The 16,473-nt window shown below is 72.3% G+C and carries 12 protein-coding genes and 2 pseudogenes; 8 read left to right on the top strand and 6 right to left on the bottom strand.

Going from position 1 to position 16,473, the window contains the following annotated elements:
* Positions 1 to 70 precede the first annotated feature (70 nt).
* Positions 71 to 1,708 (bottom strand): annotated as a pseudogene (locus KKZ08_RS08225) (ABC transporter permease); the annotation flags it as partial.
* A gap of 3 nt (positions 1,709 to 1,711) precedes the next feature.
* Positions 1,712 to 2,254, bottom strand: coding sequence for a hypothetical protein (locus tag KKZ08_RS08220; protein ID WP_223778955.1), 543 nt, complete (start codon positions 2,252 to 2,254; stop codon positions 1,712 to 1,714).
* A gap of 147 nt (positions 2,255 to 2,401) precedes the next feature.
* Here KKZ08_RS08220 and KKZ08_RS08215 point away from each other — a divergent pair, with 147 nt between their 5' ends.
* The 5 genes from KKZ08_RS08215 (at position 2,402) to KKZ08_RS08195 (ending at position 7,689) form a co-directional block, all read left to right on the top strand.
* On the top strand, positions 2,402 to 2,962 hold the full coding sequence (locus KKZ08_RS08215) for a hypothetical protein (RefSeq protein WP_223773817.1): 561 nt from the start codon (positions 2,402 to 2,404) through the stop codon (positions 2,960 to 2,962).
* Positions 2,937 to 4,229, top strand: a complete 1,293-nt coding sequence (locus KKZ08_RS08210) for an ABC transporter substrate-binding protein (protein WP_223773816.1) — start codon at positions 2,937 to 2,939, stop codon at positions 4,227 to 4,229. The genes KKZ08_RS08215 and KKZ08_RS08210 overlap by 26 nt, the downstream gene beginning before the upstream one ends.
* A 163-nt stretch (positions 4,230 to 4,392) precedes the next feature.
* Complete coding sequence (locus KKZ08_RS08205) at positions 4,393 to 5,655, top strand: glycosyltransferase family 4 protein (protein WP_223773815.1); 1,263 nt, start codon at positions 4,393 to 4,395, stop codon at positions 5,653 to 5,655.
* Entirely contained in the window at positions 5,652 to 6,533 is an 882-nt protein-coding gene (locus KKZ08_RS08200; protein WP_223773814.1) for a hypothetical protein, read from the top strand. The genes KKZ08_RS08205 and KKZ08_RS08200 overlap by 4 nt, the downstream gene beginning before the upstream one ends.
* A 142-nt stretch (positions 6,534 to 6,675) precedes the next feature.
* Positions 6,676 to 7,689, top strand: coding sequence for a YafY family protein (locus KKZ08_RS08195; protein ID WP_223773813.1), 1,014 nt, complete (start codon positions 6,676 to 6,678; stop codon positions 7,687 to 7,689).
* Here the strand turns inward: KKZ08_RS08195 and ctaD are convergent.
* Entirely contained in the window at positions 7,604 to 9,328 is a 1,725-nt protein-coding gene (gene ctaD / locus KKZ08_RS08190) for a cytochrome c oxidase subunit I (RefSeq protein ID WP_223773812.1), read from the bottom strand. The genes KKZ08_RS08195 and ctaD overlap by 86 nt on opposite strands.
* Before the next feature lie 455 nt (positions 9,329 to 9,783).
* Here ctaD and KKZ08_RS08185 point away from each other — a divergent pair, with 455 nt between their 5' ends.
* Entirely contained in the window at positions 9,784 to 9,999 is a 216-nt protein-coding gene (locus KKZ08_RS08185; RefSeq protein WP_223773811.1) for an I78 family peptidase inhibitor, read from the top strand.
* A gap of 136 nt (positions 10,000 to 10,135) precedes the next feature.
* Here KKZ08_RS08185 and KKZ08_RS08180 read toward each other — a convergent pair.
* Both KKZ08_RS08180 and KKZ08_RS08175 read right to left on the bottom strand, forming a co-directional pair.
* Positions 10,136 to 11,170, bottom strand: a pseudogene (locus KKZ08_RS08180) (phosphatase PAP2 family protein).
* 247 nt (positions 11,171 to 11,417) lie between these two features.
* Positions 11,418 to 12,566, bottom strand: coding sequence for a glycosyltransferase family 39 protein (locus KKZ08_RS08175; protein WP_223773810.1), 1,149 nt, complete (start codon positions 12,564 to 12,566; stop codon positions 11,418 to 11,420).
* Positions 12,567 to 12,807: 241 nt separating this feature from the next.
* Between KKZ08_RS08175 and KKZ08_RS08170 the strand changes: the two genes are divergently transcribed.
* Both KKZ08_RS08170 and KKZ08_RS08165 read left to right on the top strand, forming a co-directional pair.
* On the top strand, positions 12,808 to 14,433 hold the full coding sequence (locus KKZ08_RS08170; RefSeq protein WP_223773809.1) for an MFS transporter: 1,626 nt from the start codon (positions 12,808 to 12,810) through the stop codon (positions 14,431 to 14,433).
* Positions 14,434 to 14,553: 120 nt separating this feature from the next.
* On the top strand, positions 14,554 to 15,750 hold the full coding sequence (locus KKZ08_RS08165) for an acyl-CoA dehydrogenase family protein (RefSeq protein WP_223773808.1): 1,197 nt from the start codon (positions 14,554 to 14,556) through the stop codon (positions 15,748 to 15,750).
* A gap of 32 nt (positions 15,751 to 15,782) precedes the next feature.
* Here KKZ08_RS08165 and KKZ08_RS08160 read toward each other — a convergent pair whose 3' ends face one another.
* Positions 15,783 to 16,232 (bottom strand): cell division protein SepF, encoded by a 450-nt coding sequence (locus KKZ08_RS08160; protein ID WP_223773807.1) that lies wholly within the window; start codon positions 16,230 to 16,232, stop codon positions 15,783 to 15,785.
* Between the last annotated feature and the right edge of the window lie 241 nt (positions 16,233 to 16,473).

Below are 16,473 nucleotides of genomic sequence, written 5' to 3'. Positions count from 1 at the left end.
CCGCAGCGGCGACGCCGCCCCGCGCGCCTGCGTCCAGGCCGACCAGCAGGGCCGCGGCCGCCAGTGCCCCAAGGACGCTGTCCGAGCCGAGGACCACCACCGCCGCGAACCAGAGGAGCCCGCGCACGGGGTCGTACGCCCCCGAGTCGAACGCCCGCTGGCCCATCGCGAGCATCCCGCCGCCCAGCGCGGCCAGCGCCGCCCCGGTGACGAACGCCCCGAGCTTGAGGGCCCGCACGGGCACCCCCGCGGCCGACGCCCCCGCCTCGTGGTCCCGCATCGCGGCGAGGGCGCGCCCCGTACGGCCTCGTCGCAGCGCGGTGACGACGAGCAACGCCCCGGCCAGGAGCGCGAGTTCGAGGACGTAGTAGGCGCGGTCGCCCGCGAGGCCCGCGGGGCGGTCCACGGTCAGCCCCGAGGTCGCGTACGGCTGGGTGAAGACGAAGCGGCTGACACCCACGCCGACCGCGAACGTCGCGAGGGCCAGCGCCAGGCCGCGGCGGCTGATCGCGGGCCAGCCGGTGAGCAGGCCAAGCGGCGCGACGAGCAGGACCGCCACGGCCAGGGCCGGCAGGTGCGGGAGTGCGGGCAGGCCGGGGAAGCGCCCCGCCGCGAGGAGGGCGGTGAACAGGGCGCCGAGGCCCGCGTACGCCGCCTGGCCGAGGGAGATCTGGCCGCCGCGGCCCGTGACGATCACCAGGGACAGGAGGATGACCGCGAGCGCCGGGACCTGGACGGCGGTCGTCAGGTCCGTGCCCGCGAAGCCGAGGGGGATGAGGAAGAGGACCGCGGCCACTATCCAGGCGCCCGGCGGGGTCGGCACCCGGGCCGTCGCCGTGCGCGGGAGCGCGTCCTTGGACCCGACGCCGGGCAGGACGAGGGCGGCGAACAGGAGCGCGAGCACGAAGAGGTTCGCCCCCGCGGTCTGCACGAGCTGTTCCGCCGGGCCCCCCGGGTGCAGGCGCGTCAGATGGCTCTGCGCCACCCCGAGCCCGAGGGCCACGGCGACCGCGACGGGCAGGCTGCGCATCCCGGCCGCCACCGCCACCGCGACCACTTCCATCACCAGCAGCGGCATGCCGTACGGGTCCAGGCGTACGAAGGGGGCGAGGAGGACGCCGGTGAGGCCCGCCGTGAAGGAGCCGAAGGCCCAGCCCGCCGCGGCCACCCGGTCCGCGTCGACGCCATGGAGCACGGCGAGCCCGCGGTCGTCGACCACCGCGCGCAGCGCGCCGCCGAAGCGGGTCCAGCGGGTGACGGCCCCGACGGCCGCCGCGAGGGCGAGGGCCGCCCCCAGCGGAACCCATGCGGTGGCCGGGAGCAGTGTGGGGGCGTCGTCGCGGGCGCCCGGGCCCCACAGCAGGGCGGCGCCGCCGACGAGGAGGACGAAGACGCCGAGGGAGGCGACCAGCGTCTGGGCGGGATCGCCGCCGAGGACCGCCAGGGGGCGGAAGACCGCGCGGTCGAGGAGCAGGCCGATGCCGGGTGCGACGACGAGCAGGGTGAGCGCCGCGGCGAGCGGCAGCGGCCAGTGCCATTCCGCCGTCAGCTGGCGCAGGACGTAGGCGCAGACCATGGCGATCGCGCCGTGCGCGAAGTTGAGGACACCGGTGGCGCGGTACGTGACGATCAGGCCGATGCCGGTGAGGGCGGCGGCGCCGCCGACCGAGAGCCCGGCCAGCGTCAGGTCGTAGCTCAGGGACGCCACCGGTCAGGGTCCCGGGGCCGGTTCGGGGGCGGTCGGCGGGGCGCCCGGCTCCGGGGGCCCCGGTTCGCAGACCGGGCAGGGGGCCAGGGCGCCCGCGGCGAGGATCGTGGCGTCCGCGGGGACCGCCTCCGGCTTGCCCGCGACCAGGGGGCAGTCCGAGCGGTGCCAGAGCGTGCCGCCGGGGACCATGAGGAGCGCGCCGCTGGTGGCCACGGGAGCCTTGGGCCGCTCGTCGGCCCCGGTGGTGCCGGTCGCCACCAGCAGGCCGTACAACTCCTCGACGCGCGCCGCCGCCAGGGCGCTCCTGCCGTGGGTGAGGAGCACCGTGCCCGCCACGATCAGCGCGGCGCCCGGCACCGTGCAGGAGGCGAGGTAGGGCAGCTGCCGCTCGGCGAAGCGTTCCCCCGAGACGCCGTACCAGCCGAGCACGCAGAGCACCGCGCCGCCGGCGAGCGCCGCGAAGGCCGCCCACAGCACGGGGTGCGCGGCGCGCGGCCGGGTCGGGCCGGACGCACCGGCCGTCCGAACTGTCTGAGCCGCCCGCATCGAGGCCCCCTGGGACACGTCGTCGGTCACATCAGCAACGTCGGTGGGCTGTCCATGTCAGCCGATGGCTTGCACTATGCCTTCTGCGAGCTGACCCTGAAAGCACCGGGCCGTCACGGCCCGGACCGACACCCGGTGGTGAGCCAGATGGTTCTCGGGAGCAACCCCAGGCGGGGCGCGACGCTGGCGGTCGCCGCGGCCCTGCTGCTCGGCCCGGCCGCCGTGGCCTGCGGCGACGACAGCGGCGGCGGGGGCGGTGGCACTCCGCCCGAGCCGTCCGTGGCGAAGACGAGCGGACCAGCCGACGACACCGACGACACCGACGACACCGAAGGCGCCACCGCGCCCGCCGACCCGGCGGCCGCGGAGAGGGAAGTGCGGGAGAACTGGGAGAAGTTCTTCGACCCCGAGGTTTCGCTGAAGGACAAGGAAGCCGTCCTGGAGAACGGGGCCAAGATGCGCGCCGTCCTGGAGGGCTTCAGCGGCGACGAGCGCGGCAAGCAGGTCGCCGCGGAGGTCGGCGAGGTCGAGTTCACCTCGGCCAAGGAGGCCGACGTCACGTACGCGCTGACCCTGAAGGGTGCCACCGCGCTGCCGGGCGCCTCCGGTACGGCCGTCGACCAGGACGGCACCTGGAAGGTGTCGGTCAAGACCCTCTGCGCGCTGGTGAAGCTGAGCGGTAATGCGTCGCCCGGCCCGGGCTGCTGAGGCGCTGCTCGTCGCGGCCCTCCTCGTGGGCGGCGCGGCCTGCGGGTCCCGGCTGCCCGAGAGCGACTTCGAGCGGCGCGGCACGGCGCCCGGGCCCGCGCGGGGCGCGCCGGTCAGGGTCGGCATCATCACCAGCGCGACCAGCCCGGTGGGCGGCGCCGCCTTCACCGGGCCGCGCGACGGGGCGAAGGCGTACTTCGACCGGTTGAACGCGCGCGGCGGCATCCAGGGACGCCAGGTGGAGGTGCGCACCTGCGACGACGGCGGCAGCGGCGTCGGCAACAACGACTGCGTGCGCGAGCTCGTCGAGGAGCAGCAGGTCGTCGCGCTGGTGGCCACCGCCGCCCTGGACTACGCGGGCGCCTCCCGGGTCTCCCGCGCGCGGGTGCCCGACATCGGCGGACAGCCGATCGGCTCCGCGTACGACACGTATCCGCACCTGTACGGGATCTACGGCAGCCTCGCCCCGCGCAAGGGCGAGCCCGGCTGGGACGGTGAGCTGTACGGCGGCACCGAGGTCTACCGCTACTTCAAACGGGAGCACGGCGCGCGGACCGCCGCCGTCGTCTCCTACAACCAGGCCGCCTCCGCCGCGTACGCCCGCCTCGTGACGAGAGGCCTGAAGGCGGAGGGCTACAAAGTGGTCACCGAACAGGTCGACTTCGCGCTGCCCAACTTCCGCGCGGCCGCAGCCGACCTGAAGGAGCAGGGCGCCGACCTGGTCTTCGACGCGATGGACACGCACGGCAACGCCCGGCTGTGCGAGGCGATGGACGAGGTCGGGGCGGAGGTCACCGCCAAGGTCACCAACGTGCAGAACTGGACCTCGACCGTCGGCGAGGACTACGAGGACGCGCCGCGCTGCCGCAACGCCCTGTGGGCCACCGGATCGAGCAGGAACTACGAGGACACCGGGCATCCGGCCGTACGGGAGTTCCGCGCGGCCATGAAGGGGCAGACGCTCTCCCAGTGGCAGCTGGAGGGGTGGGCCGCCGCCATGTGGTTCACCGACGCGGCGAAGGCCTGTCTGAGCGGAGAGAGTGAGGTCACGCGCGCGTGCGTGGACGGATACATGAACCGGAACGAGCCGTATTCGGCGCGCGGACTGCTCCTGCCCGTGACCTTCGAGCAGCGGTCCGAGCCCCCGGCGCACCGCAGGACGTGTCTGTCGGTGGCCCGTTGGCGGGACGGGAAAGGCTGGGTCACCCAAGGAGCAGAAATGGCCGAGAACTGCTTCGACGTTCCGCAGCTCGCCTACCAGCCTTGATGGGTGAGGGCGCGGAGAAGTTCCCGCTCTTGGCTCTCGATCACGTATCTGTTTCAAAACAGGATGGTGCTAGCACCCAACCCTTGGCCAAGAATTACCGTCTAACCCTCCGGTAGGCGGACGAGGGGGACTGTCCGCATGGAAACGCGGGATACGGGGACGCATGCACATCTCTTTCCTGATACACAACGCGTACGGGATCGGAGGGACGATCCGGACGACGTACAACTTGGCGAACACGCTGGCCCAGCAGCATGACGTCGAGATCGTCTCCGTCTTCCGGCACCGCGACGAGCCGGTGTTCGCGCCTGACCAGCGCGTCCGCCTGAGCCACCTCGTGGACACGCGCAAGGGCAGCCCGGGCTACGACGGGGAGGACCCCGAATATCTGCGGCCCGCCCGGACGTTCCCGAGCGCCGAGGGCCGCTACGACCAGTACAGCGCCCTCACCGACCGGCGCATCGCCGCGCACCTCGGGGCCCTCGACGCGGACGTCGTCGTCGGCACCCGGCCCGGGCTCAACGTGCACATCGCCCGCCAGACCGCACGCGGCCCGCTGCGCGTCGGCCAGGAGCACCTCACGCTCGACAGCCACTCCAGGGAACTGCGCCGGCAGCTGCGCAGCGTCTACCCGCGCCTCGATGTCCTGACCACGACGACCGAGGCCGACGCGCGCGCCTACACCCGCAAGATGCGGCTGCCCGGCGTCCATGTGCAGGCCCTGCCGAACCCCGTGCCCGCGCCCGGCATAGAGCCCGCCGACGGCACCCACAAGTGGGTCGTCGCGGCCGGGCGGCTCGCCCCCGTCAAGCGGTACGACCTGCTGATCAGGGCCTTCGACAAGGTGCGGCGCGAGCGCCCCGACTGGCGGCTGCGGATCTACGGCAGCGGCAAGCAGAAGGAGAAGCTGCGCGCCCTGATCGACGAGCTGGGCCTGTACAACCACGTCTTCCTCATGGGCCCCGCCCATCCCATCGAGCCCGAGTGGGCCAAGGGTTCCATCGCCGCCGTCACCTCCAGCCTGGAGTCCTTCGGCATGACGATCGTCGAGGCGATGCGCTGCGGTCTGCCCGTCGTCGCCACCGACTGCCCGCACGGCCCCGGCGAGATCATCGACAACGGCGTCGACGGGCGCCTCGTCGAGGTCGGCAACCCCGACGCCATCGCAGGCGGACTGCTCGAACTCATCAACGACGACTCGCTCCGGCACCGGATGGCGGACGCGGCGCTCCAGGACTCGGAGCGCTTCGACCCGGCCCGCATAGCCGAGCGCTACGACGCGATGTTCTCCGGGATGCTCACCCGCGGAAGCTCGCTCGGGGGCCGGCTGCGCGGCTCCCTGCACCGCACGCGCGGCGCGCTGCTCGGGGGCGCGTACGCGGTGCGGGACCTCCGACGCGTCCAGACGAAGGGATCGACCGCATGACGGCCTTGGCCACCCCGCACGCCGAGTCGCACGCCGAGGACGACCACGAGGCGTCCACGGCGCCACGCGCCGACTGCGTCGCCGACTCGGCCGGGGGCCTCACCTTCGACGTGACGGACCCCGGCGAGGCCGGGACGCAGGACGCCGCCCATCTGCTGCTGCGCCGCCGCGACGCCGACTCCGCCGAGGACTACGTCCGGCTGCCGCTCTCCCCGTCGGCCGACGGGCGGCTGCGGGCCGCGCTGCCCAGCACCGTCGAGCTCGCCGAGGGCCGCTGGAACGCGTACGCGCAGGTCTCAGGCGGTGAGCCGCGCCGCCTGAGACCGGGCGTGAACGACCTGCGCTCACTGGTCGACCGCGCGCCCAGCGGCAGCCGCGGCCATGTCGCGGTACGCATCCCCTATGCGACGAAGCAGGGCAACCTCTCCGTGCGCAGCTGGCTGCGGGCGCCGCACGCCGAGGCCGGCGAGATCGAGCTGGCGGACGGGGCCATGACCGTCCACGGCCGGATCTACGGCACGTCGCTGACCGACGCCGCGTACGCCGAGGCCGTCCGGCGCGCCGAACCCGGCCTCGTCCACCGGGCCGAAGTCACCGCCGAGGGGCCGCGGTTCGCCTTCGGGCTGCGCCACGGCCTGCTCGCGGAGAGCGGGCCAGGCCCCTGGGACCTGTGGCTGCTCCCGGCCGGCGAGAGCGGACCGCGCGTGCGCCTGGCCCGGCTCCTGGACGACGTGGCGGACAAGAAGGCGATCTTCACGTATCCGGTGGTGCGCTGCGAGACGGAGCACGGGGTGCTGGAGGCGGGCCCGTACTACACCATCGACAACGACCTGTCCGTCCGCGTGCGCGAGGCCCGGGGCGGCCCGCAGTCGCCGTAGGACTCCCGCCGGCAGGCGCGTTCGCGTCTGCGGGTGCCGGGTGGCTGGTCGCGCAGTTCCCCGCGCCCCCTTACGGGGGCTGTCCGCAGCCCACCGTCCTTCAGGACCGTCACTGTCCTGAAGGACGGGCACAATCGCGTCCATGTTGGAGACCTCGGCACGACTGCTCCGCCTGCTCTCCCTGTTGCAGGCCCACCGCGAATGGTCCGGCGCGGACCTCGCCGACCGCCTGGGCGTCACCTCGCGCACCGTCCGCCGCGACGTGGACCGGCTGCGCGAGCTCGGCTACCCCGTCAACGCCAGCCCCGGCACCGGCGGCGGCTACCAGCTCGGCGCGGGGGCCGAGCTGCCGCCGCTGCTCCTGGACGACGACGAGGCGGTCGCGGTCGCCGTCGGGCTGCGCACCGCCGCCGGCCAGGGCATCGAGGGCATCGGCGAGACCTCGGTACGGGCGCTCACCAAGCTGGAACAGGTGCTGCCGGGCAGGCTGCGCCGCAGGGTGAGCGCCCTGCACGCCTTCACCGTGCCGATGCTGCGCGCCCCGAGCCGGCAGGGCCTGGACCCCGCCCTCCTGACCGAACTCGCGGGCGTCTGCCGGGACTCGGAACGGCTGCGCTTCGACTACCGTGACCACGGGGGAAGTTCGAGCCGCCGCACCGTGGAGCCGCACCGCCTGGTGTGCACCGAGCGCCGCTGGTACCTCGTGGCGTGGGACCTGGAGCGCGAGGACTGGCGTACGTTCCGCGTGGACCGGCTCACGCCGAAGCCGCCGCACGGGCCGCGCTTCGCGCCGCGCACCCCGCCCGCCGACGACCTGGCCGCGTACGTCTCCCAGGGCGTCTCCACCCGCGCGTTCGCCGCGCAGGCCGTGGTCCGCCTCCTCGTGCCGCTGGCGGAGGCCGCCGAGCGGATCTCCCCGGCCGACGGCACCCTGGAGGCCGAGACCGAGCGGAGCTGCCTGCTGCGCACGGGGGCGGCGAGCCTGGACGTGATGGTCTTCCACGTGATGTTCATGGGGCTGGAGTTCGAGGTCGTCGAGCCCGCCGAGCTCACCGACCGGATGGAGACGTTCAGGGACCTCCTGAGCCGGGCCCTGGACCGGGGTGCTCCGTCTGCGGATCCTCGGGGACCCGGTCGTCGGCGGTCGGCGCCGTGAACGCCGCGTACTCGGGATGGTGCAGGTCGAAGGCCGGGGACTCGGAGCGGATCCGGGGCAGCGTGACGAAGTTGTGCCGGGGTGGCGGGCAGGACGTCGCCCACTCCAGGGAGCGCCCGAAGCCCCACGGGTCGTCGACCTCGACCTTCTTCCCGTACTTGGCGGTCTTCCAGAGGTTGTAGAGGAACGGCAGCGTCGACATGCCCAGCAGGAACGCCCCGATGGTCGAGACGGTGTTGAGGACCGTGAAGCCGTCGGCCGCCAGATAGTCGGCGTAGCGGCGCGGCATGCCCTCGGCGCCCAGCCAGTGCTGGACGAGGAACGTCGCGTGGAAGCCCACGAAGAGCGTCCAGAACTGGATCTTCCCGAGCCGCTCGTCGAGCATCTTGCCCGTCAGCTTCGGCCACCAGAAGAAGAAGCCGGCGAAGGTGGCGAAGACGACGGTGCCGAACACCACGTAGTGGAAGTGCGCGACGACGAAGTAGGTGTCGGTGACGTGGAAGTCGAGCGGCGGCGAGGCCAGGATGACGCCGGTCAGCCCGCCGAACAGGAAGCTCACCAGGAACCCGATCGCCCACAGCATGGGCGTCTCGAAGGACAGCGAGCCCCTGAGCATCGTCCCGGTCCAGTTGAAGAACTTCACGCCCGTCGGGACCGCGATCAGGAACGACATGAACGAGAAGAAGGGCAGCAGCACCGCACCCGTCGCGAACATGTGGTGCGCCCACACGACCACCGACAGGCCGGTGATGGTCATCGTCGCGCCGACCAGCGTCAGGTAGCCGAACATCGGTTTTCGGCTGAAGACCGGGATGATCTCCGTGATGATGCCGAAGAACGGCAGCGCGATGATGTACACCTCGGGGTGCCCGAAGAACCAGAAGAGGTGCTGCCACAGCAGCGCGCCCCCGTTCTCCGAGGCGAAGACGACGGAGTGGAAGCGCCGGTCCGCCTCCAGGACCAGCAGCGCGGCGGCGAGCACGGGGAACGCGATCAGCACCAGGATCGACGTGAACAGCACGTTCCAGGTGAAGACGGGCATCCGGAACATCGTCATGCCGGGCGCGCGCATCCCGATGATGGTCGTCAGGAAGTTCACCGCGCCGAGGATCGTGCCGAAGCCGGAGAGCGCGAGCCCCATGATCCACAGGTCGGCGCCGATGCCCGGCGAGCGCTCCAGGCTGTTGAGCGGGGCGTACGCGAACCAGCCGAAGGCCGCGGGACCGCTCGGCACGAGCAGTGAGCCGAGCACCATCAGGCCGCCGAAGAGGAAGAGCCAGTACGAGAGCATGTTCAGCCGCGGGAAGGCGACGTCCGGCGAGCCGATCTGAAGCGGCATGATCTCGTTGGCGAAGCCCGCGAACGTCGGCGTCGCGAAGAGCAGCAGCATGATCGTGCCGTGCATGGTGAAGGCCTGGTTGAACTGCTCGTTGCTCATCAGCTGGAGCCCCGGCCGGGCCAGCTCGGCCCGCATCATCAGGGCCATCAGACCGGCGGCCAGGAAGAAGACGAACGACGTGATGAGGTAGAGGTGACCGATCTTCTTGTGGTCCGTGGTGGTCAGCCACTCCACCACCACCCGGCCGGGTCGCCGCTCCCGCACCGGCCCCCGAACCGCCCGCACCGTCTCGGTCCCCATCGCCCGCCCCTTCGCCATCGCGTCCTGGGCCTGCCCGAAGCCTGTTCGAAGCTCCGGCCATGATGCTCGCCCCGGCGCCGACTCCGACAGGGGGCGTACGCCGCTTCCGGGCGGGCGGCGCGGAGGGGGCGCTGGGCCGGAACCATGAATTCCCTATGCACCGTCACCACCGGTCCGCGGGGCTTGGATTCCGAAATGCGGAGGGTTCGTCAAGAGGGCGCGGGATTATTCGGGGTGCGCTATTGACGGGGTCGTGGGGGCGGCTTCCCGGTGGACCGAAGACTTCCGGGAATTACTCCGTCAGACGTACGGAACCGCCCATACGTGTGACGGAGTTCGACCGAAACGCACGTCGTGATCCTGTGACAAAAGCGTGACCGGAGAGGTATCCGTGACGCATGGTGTCCGGCCCCCCGGCCTTCCCCGGCGCTGCCGCGCCGCCTAACGTGGCGTCCATGGCACCTATTCCGACCCCTCCCGCAGAGCCCCAGGACAGCCCGGACCGTTACGTGGGCCTGGCGGCCGAAGCAGCCGAGCGGCAGGCGCGCGAGCACGGCTGGTCCACTGTCAGGTCGCTGCCCCCGGGGGCGATCATCACCATGGAGTACCTCGCGGGGCGGCTCAATTTCGAGGTCCAGGAAGGCGTCGTGACACGCTCTTGGAAGGGCTGAGCGCCCCGCCACGACGCTGAGCGCCCCGCCACGACGAAGGCCCCGGCTCCTCGACGGAACCGGGGCCTTCGCGATGCGGGGGACGGCTGGGCTGCGGGGGAGGGCTGTGCGTACCGGCCCCCGCCGTCCGTGGAGGTCAGCCGCCCGCCACCGGACGGGCCGAAGCGGTGCCGCGCGTCGCGCGGTCGGAGTGCGGCGGCCTGCGGCTGTAGCGTCACCGGGGTGCGCTCCGAGCGGGCCGTGTGCGGGCCGGGCGCGAGGTAGGCCGGGTCCGCGCCGAGCGGGCCGCGCCGACCGGCTCACGGGCGGGCACCGGCTCCTGCGCGACGGGACGCTGGGGCACCGTCGCGGGGGCACCGACAGGGACTCCGGCGGGGGCCGCCACGGGCTCGGGCAGCAGCGCGGTCCCGGTGCGGCGGGCGCGCCAGGCCTCGCGGACGCCGAAGATCACGCCCTCGATCCGGGTGATCAGCGGCTCGAACCAGGGCAGCGCGAGGAGGATGAGCAGGCCCGCGGCCCAGCCCAGGAAGACGTCGCTCAGCCAGTGCGTACCGAGGTAGACGGTGGTGAGGCCGACGCTCAGCGAGACCACGGCCGAGACGGCCGAGAGGTAGCGGCGGGTGCGCGGGGTCGAGGCGAGATAGGCCAGGATTCCCCAGGTCACGACGGCGTTGGCGGTGTGGCCGCTGGGGAATATATCGCCGCCGAGCCACATCTCGTTGGAGCCGATCGTGGTCGCGTAGTGCGGACCGAGGCGGCCCATGCCGATCTTGGCGGCGCCGACCGTCACATTGAGCAGGAGCAGCGAGGCGCCGAACATCAGCAGCGGGCGCAGGGTGTGCTGGCGCCAGGAGCGCCAGCCGAGCCAGGCCGCGACCATGACGGCCGTGGGGCCGCGCTGGCCGAGGACGACCCAGTAGTCGAGGAAGGCGTGGATCTCCGGCCACTGCTGGTAGGGCCGGAAGAACATGACCTGCCAGTCGAACCGCACCAGCCACGAGGTGGTGAGCACGGCGACGACGATGGCGAGGTAGAAGGCCAGGGTCGCGCTGAAGAGCACGACCCGGTGCCGGCTCATCCTCGGCACGTCGAGGTGGGTCGGTCGTTCCGGCTCACGGTCGAGCCGGGCGAAGACCCGGTCAAGACGGGTGAGGTTTCGTTCGGTACGCACCCAATCGACGTTACAGCGGGTGAGTCCGGCACTAGGCCGAATCAGTGGCTTTGTGATGACGATGTGATGTGGGATTCATCTCAGGGCCGTGTGTATTCCGGGGGATTCCCTATTCGGCCTTCATCGCATTGCTCAATTCGTTGATCGTTTTCGATGTCGTTTTATGGGCCTTATGAATTCGTTCACCGGAGGCCGGTGTGGAATTTCCCTGCCGCTCACCGCGGTAGCCGAAACGATCATGACGGGATCACGGCGGGCCCGAGCCGTGCAGCCAGAACGCCCCGTACACCGCGCCGGCCACGGCCACACCCCCGAGGACCAGCGCCGACCTGGACGTACGCAGCCGGGCCAGGGCCACCGCGAGGGGCAGCAGCAGCGGGAAGGCGGGCAGCAGAAGGCGCGGCTTCGAGCCGAAGTAGCCCGCCGCGCACAGCGCGAGCGCGACGACGATCCCGGTGTAGAGGAGCAGCGGCAGGGGCTGGCGCTGCCGCACGCCGACGACGTACAGCCAGACCACCAGCGCCACCCCGACGATGAGGCCGAGCCCCGCGAGGGCGCCGGGGACGGAGGTGAACTTGTCGCCGATGAAGCGCGCGAAGGCGTAGCCGAAGTCGAAGCCGTTGCCCCAGCCCGCCTGGACGTCGAGATAGCCGAAGAGGCCGCCGCCCGTGCGGTGGCCGACCCACAGCACGTACCCCGCGGCGCCGAGCGGCGCCAGGAGCACCCCGAGGAGCATGCGCAGGCCGGCCCGCCGCTCCCGGTGCACCCGCACGGCGGCCGTCACCCAGATCGCGGCGACCACCGCGGCGCCCACCGGCCGGGTCAGACCCGCCAGGGAGGCCAGCAGGCCCGCGAGGATCCAGTCCTCCCTGAGCAGGGCGTACAGCGACCAGGCGGCCAGCGCCGTGAACAGGGACTCGCTGTACGCCATCGACTGCACGACGCCGACCGGGAGCACCGCCCAGAGCGCGACGGCGCAGACCCCGGCCCGGCGCCCGTACAGATGGTCGGTGACCGCGAAGATCCCCGCGGCGGCGAAGAGCGACGCGAGCCAGCTCACCGCCAGCCCCGCGTCGGCGTACGACAAGGGACTGACCGCCGCGCCGAGCCGCTCGAGCCAGGGCAGGAGCGGGAAGAACGCGAGGTTCGAGTGCACGCTGCCGTCGGGGAGCGTCACCTCCCAGCCGTAGCCGTGCTCGGCGACGCGGGTGTACCAGAGCGAGTCCCAGCGGGCGGCCAGCAGCGTGTGCGGGCTCTTGCCCGCCACCGCCCCCCACACCGCGAGCACCGCGAGACCCAGCGCGCGCACCCCGGCGTACACCGCGAGGGCGGGCGCCGCGCGGCGCAGCGCGAAGCCGGTCGACGGCGGTGAGGGGCGTTGATCAAGATCGGTCACGGGCTCGATTATCGGCCGTGGCGGGAACCGGATGCCCGCCAGGGGCGCCCGGGAGCACGGACCGGGCGCGCAGGGCGTGGCGCACGCCACACCACGTCCGTACAACCATGAGAGGTCCGCCACGCGCCCCAGGGATGAACTCGCGTACTCTGGCCGCTCACTCGCCTTTGTCCGCGCCGCCGGAGCAGCCAGTCCCCATCCCGCAGGCCGCCGAAGCGAGGGACCACTGGGAGGTACGTACATGTCCGGGACGACCACGGCCGCAGCACCGCAGGGCCGTCGGGGATCCGGGGCCGTTTCCGGGGCCAACCGCTGGCTCGTGCTCGTCGTCCTCTGCGTCAGCCTGCTGCTGGTCGCCGTCGACGCCACCGTCCTGCACGTCGCCGTGCCCGCGGTCACCGAGGACCTGCGGCCCGGCGCGATCGAACTGCTGTGGATCGTGGACATCTATCCACTGGTCTGCGCCTCGCTCCTCATCCTCTTCGGCACGCTCGGCGACCGCGTCGGGCGCAGACGCGTCCTCTTGTTCGGGTACGCCCTCTTCGGCGTCGCCTCGGCGGTCGCGGCCCTCGCGGACAACGCGCAGGTCCTGATCGCGGCCCGGGCGCTGCTCGGCGTCGGCGGCGCGATGATCATGCCCGCGACGCTGTCGATCCTGCGCCAGGTCTTCCCCGACCGGCGCGAGCGGGCCGTCGCCATCGGCATCTGGAGCGCGGTGGCCGCCGTCGGCGCGGCCGTCGGACCCCTGCTCGGCGGGTTCCTCCTGGAGCACTTCTGGTGGGGCTCGGTCTTCCTCATAAACATCCCGCTGATGCTGGTCAGCCTGCCCATCGGGCGCTGGCTGCTGCCCGAGTCGACCGGCGAGCGCGACGGACCGTGGGACGTGGTCGGCGCGCTGATGGCCGCGGGCGGACTCTTCGGCGTCGTGCTCGGCGTGAAGCGGCTCGGCGGCGGCGAGTCGCCGCTCGGCGCCACGACGCTGCTCTCCCTGGCCGTGGGCGCCGCCCTGCTCACCGGCTTCGTCCGCAGGCAGCGGCGGCGCGAGCACCCCCTGGTCGACCTGTCGATGTTCCGGCGGCCCGCGTTCAGCACCTCGGTCGGCTGCATCGTGCTCGCCATGCTGGCGCTCGTCGGCCTGGAGCTGATCGCCGCCCAGTACCTCCAGCTGGTCCTCGGCCTCTCCCCGCTGGAGACCGGCCTGCGGCTGCTGCCGCTCACCATCGCCGCGATGGCCGCGGGCCTCGCCGGATCGAAGCTGCTGCACCGCTTCGGGCCGCGCACCATGGTCTGCACGGGGTTCTGCCTCACCGCGGCCGCCGTGGTGGTACTGACCGGCATGGGCGGCCACGCCAACGACACCCTGCTGCTCACCGGCTTCGTCCTGCTCGGCTTCGGCCTGGAGACCACGCTCTTCGGCGCCTACGAGTCGATGCTCAGCGAGGCCCCGCCCGCACAGGCCGGCAGCGCCGCGGCGATCGGCGAGACCTCCTACCAGCTGGGCGCGGGCATCGGCATCGCGCTGCTCGGCACCGTCATGAACGCCGCGTACGCGCCGGGGCTCTCCTCGGTGCCGGGCGTCCCGGCGGCGGACAGCGCGGCGGCGAGCCACTCGCTCGGCGAGGCGTACGAAGTGGCCTCGCGGCTCGGCGGCGGGGCGGGCGAGGCCCTGCGCGCCACGGCCCGCGACTCCTTCGTGCACGGCCTGCACGTGACGCTGCTGGTCAGCGCCGGACTCCTGCTGCTCGGCGCGCTCGCTGCGCTGAGGCTGCCGCGGGCCATGGAGTGCGGGGCGCCCGCGGCCCGGCCCGAGCAGGCGATTCCGGCACCCCGGGACCCCGCGGGTGTGGGCGCGAAGTCCCTGCGCTGAGCCACCCTGGACGCGCGGTCCCGCCGCTGAGCCGCCCTGGACGTGCGGGACACCGCGTCGTAACGTCAGCGCGAGCCATAGCTGACTACCACTGCTAGTTTTGTGCCGCCGGAGGCCCGCATGTCCGCAAGCGCCCGCACCCCGCTGCCGCCCTTCGACCCCGCCGACCCCCTCGGCATCGACGACCTCCTCGACCCCGACGACCTCGCGATCCGCGACACCGTGCGGTCCTGGGCCGCCGACCGGGTCCTGCCGCACATCGCCGACTGGTACGAGAAGGGCGAACTGCCCGGCATCCACGAGCTGGCCCGCGAGCTCGGCTCCCTCGGGGCGCTCGGCATGTCACTGGAGGGGTACGGCTGCGCGGGCGCGAGCGCCGTCCAGTACGGGCTCGCCTGCCTGGAGCTGGAGGCCGCCGACTCCGGCATCCGCTCCCTGGTCTCCGTGCAGGGCTCCCTCGCCATGTACGCCATCCACCGCTTCGGCTCCGAGGAGCAGAAGCAGCGGTGGCTGCCCGGGATGGCCGCCGGCGAGATCATCGGCTGCTTCGGCCTGACCGAGCCCGACCACGGCTCGGACCCGGCGTCCATGCGGACGTACGCGAAGCGGGACGGCGCCGACTGGCTGCTCAGCGGCCGGAAGATGTGGATCACCAACGGCTCGGTGGCCGGGGTCGCCGTCGTCTGGGCGCAGACCGAGGAGGGCATCAGGGGCTTCGTCGTACCGACCGACGCGGCGGGGTTCTCGGCGCCCGAGATCAAGCACAAGTGGTCGCTGCGCGCCAGCGTCACCAGTGAGCTGGTGATGGACGAGGTGCGGCTGCCCGCCGACGCGGTCCTGCCGGCGGTCGTCGGCCTGAAGGGCCCGCTCAGCTGTCTGTCCCACGCGCGCTACGGCATCGTCTGGGGTGCGATGGGTGCCGCCCGGTCGTCCTTCGACGCGGCGGTGGAGTACGCGAGGACCCGCGAGCAGTTCGGCCGGCCCATCGGCGGCTTCCAGCTCACCCAGGCCAAGCTCGCCGACATGGCGGTCGAGCTGCACAAGGGCGTCCTGCTCGCCCATCATCTCGGGCGGCGCCTGGACGCCGGCAGGCTCCGGCCCGAACAGGTCAGCTTCGGCAAGCTCAACAACGTGCGCGAAGCGATCGAGATCTGCCGCACGTCCAGGACGATCCTGGGGGCCAACGGGATCTCGCTGGAGTACCCCGTCATGCGGCACGCGACGAACCTCGAATCGGTGCTCACCTACGAGGGCACCGTCGAGATGCATCAGCTGGTGCTGGGCAAGGCGCTCACCGGCCTCGACGCCTTCCGGTGACCCCGGCCGGGTCCCGGTGAGCGGGCTTGCCCCTAGCTCTGGTTGAAAAAGCCGTCCGAGGGGCGGCTCGTGGCCTCGCCGTTGACGATGTGCGTGTCGGCGGGGGTGAGCAGGAAGACCCGGGTCGCCACGCGCTCGATCGAACCGCGCAGGCCGAAGGTGAGACCGGCGGCGAAGTCGACCACGCGCTTGGCGTCCGTGGGCTCCATGGACGTGAGGTTCATGATGACCGGGACACCGTCCCGGAAGAGCTCGCCGATCGCGCGCGCGTCCCGGAAGCTGTCCGGGGTCACGGTCCCGATCCGGCGCCCGTCGTCCACGGCCTTCTCGTCGGCCACCCGCACGCGCGGGTCGGTGACCCAGGCCTCCGGCTGACCGGGCCCCTCGTCCCGGTCGTCTTCGTAGCCGTCGTCGTAGTAACGCTCGTCGTTGTTGTCGTCGACGAGCCCAAGCCAGGCACTCGCCTTGCGCACCGATCCCATGGACGCCTCCTCTCACAGCGGTTTCCCTGCGTTCCGCATTCCTATGCTCGTCCATGATGCGGATGGTGCGCCAAGTGGATAGTCGCCGCGCGGGGTTTTCGTGACGGTACTGGTGCACAGTCAACACGCCGACGCATGCCGTACTTCAAGGGCCGTACTGTGCACGCACGCTGACACAGAGTGAAATATGATTGTCGACGGCGTATGGGTGACGGCGGGTGCGTACGGGTGAACGGCTCTC

It is taken from the genome of Streptomyces sp. 135 (assembly GCF_020026305.1).
Taxonomy (GTDB): Bacteria; Actinomycetota; Actinomycetes; order Streptomycetales; family Streptomycetaceae; genus Streptomyces.
Note: the sequence above shows the minus strand (reverse complement) of the source record. Positions and strands in the feature narration are given on the sequence as shown.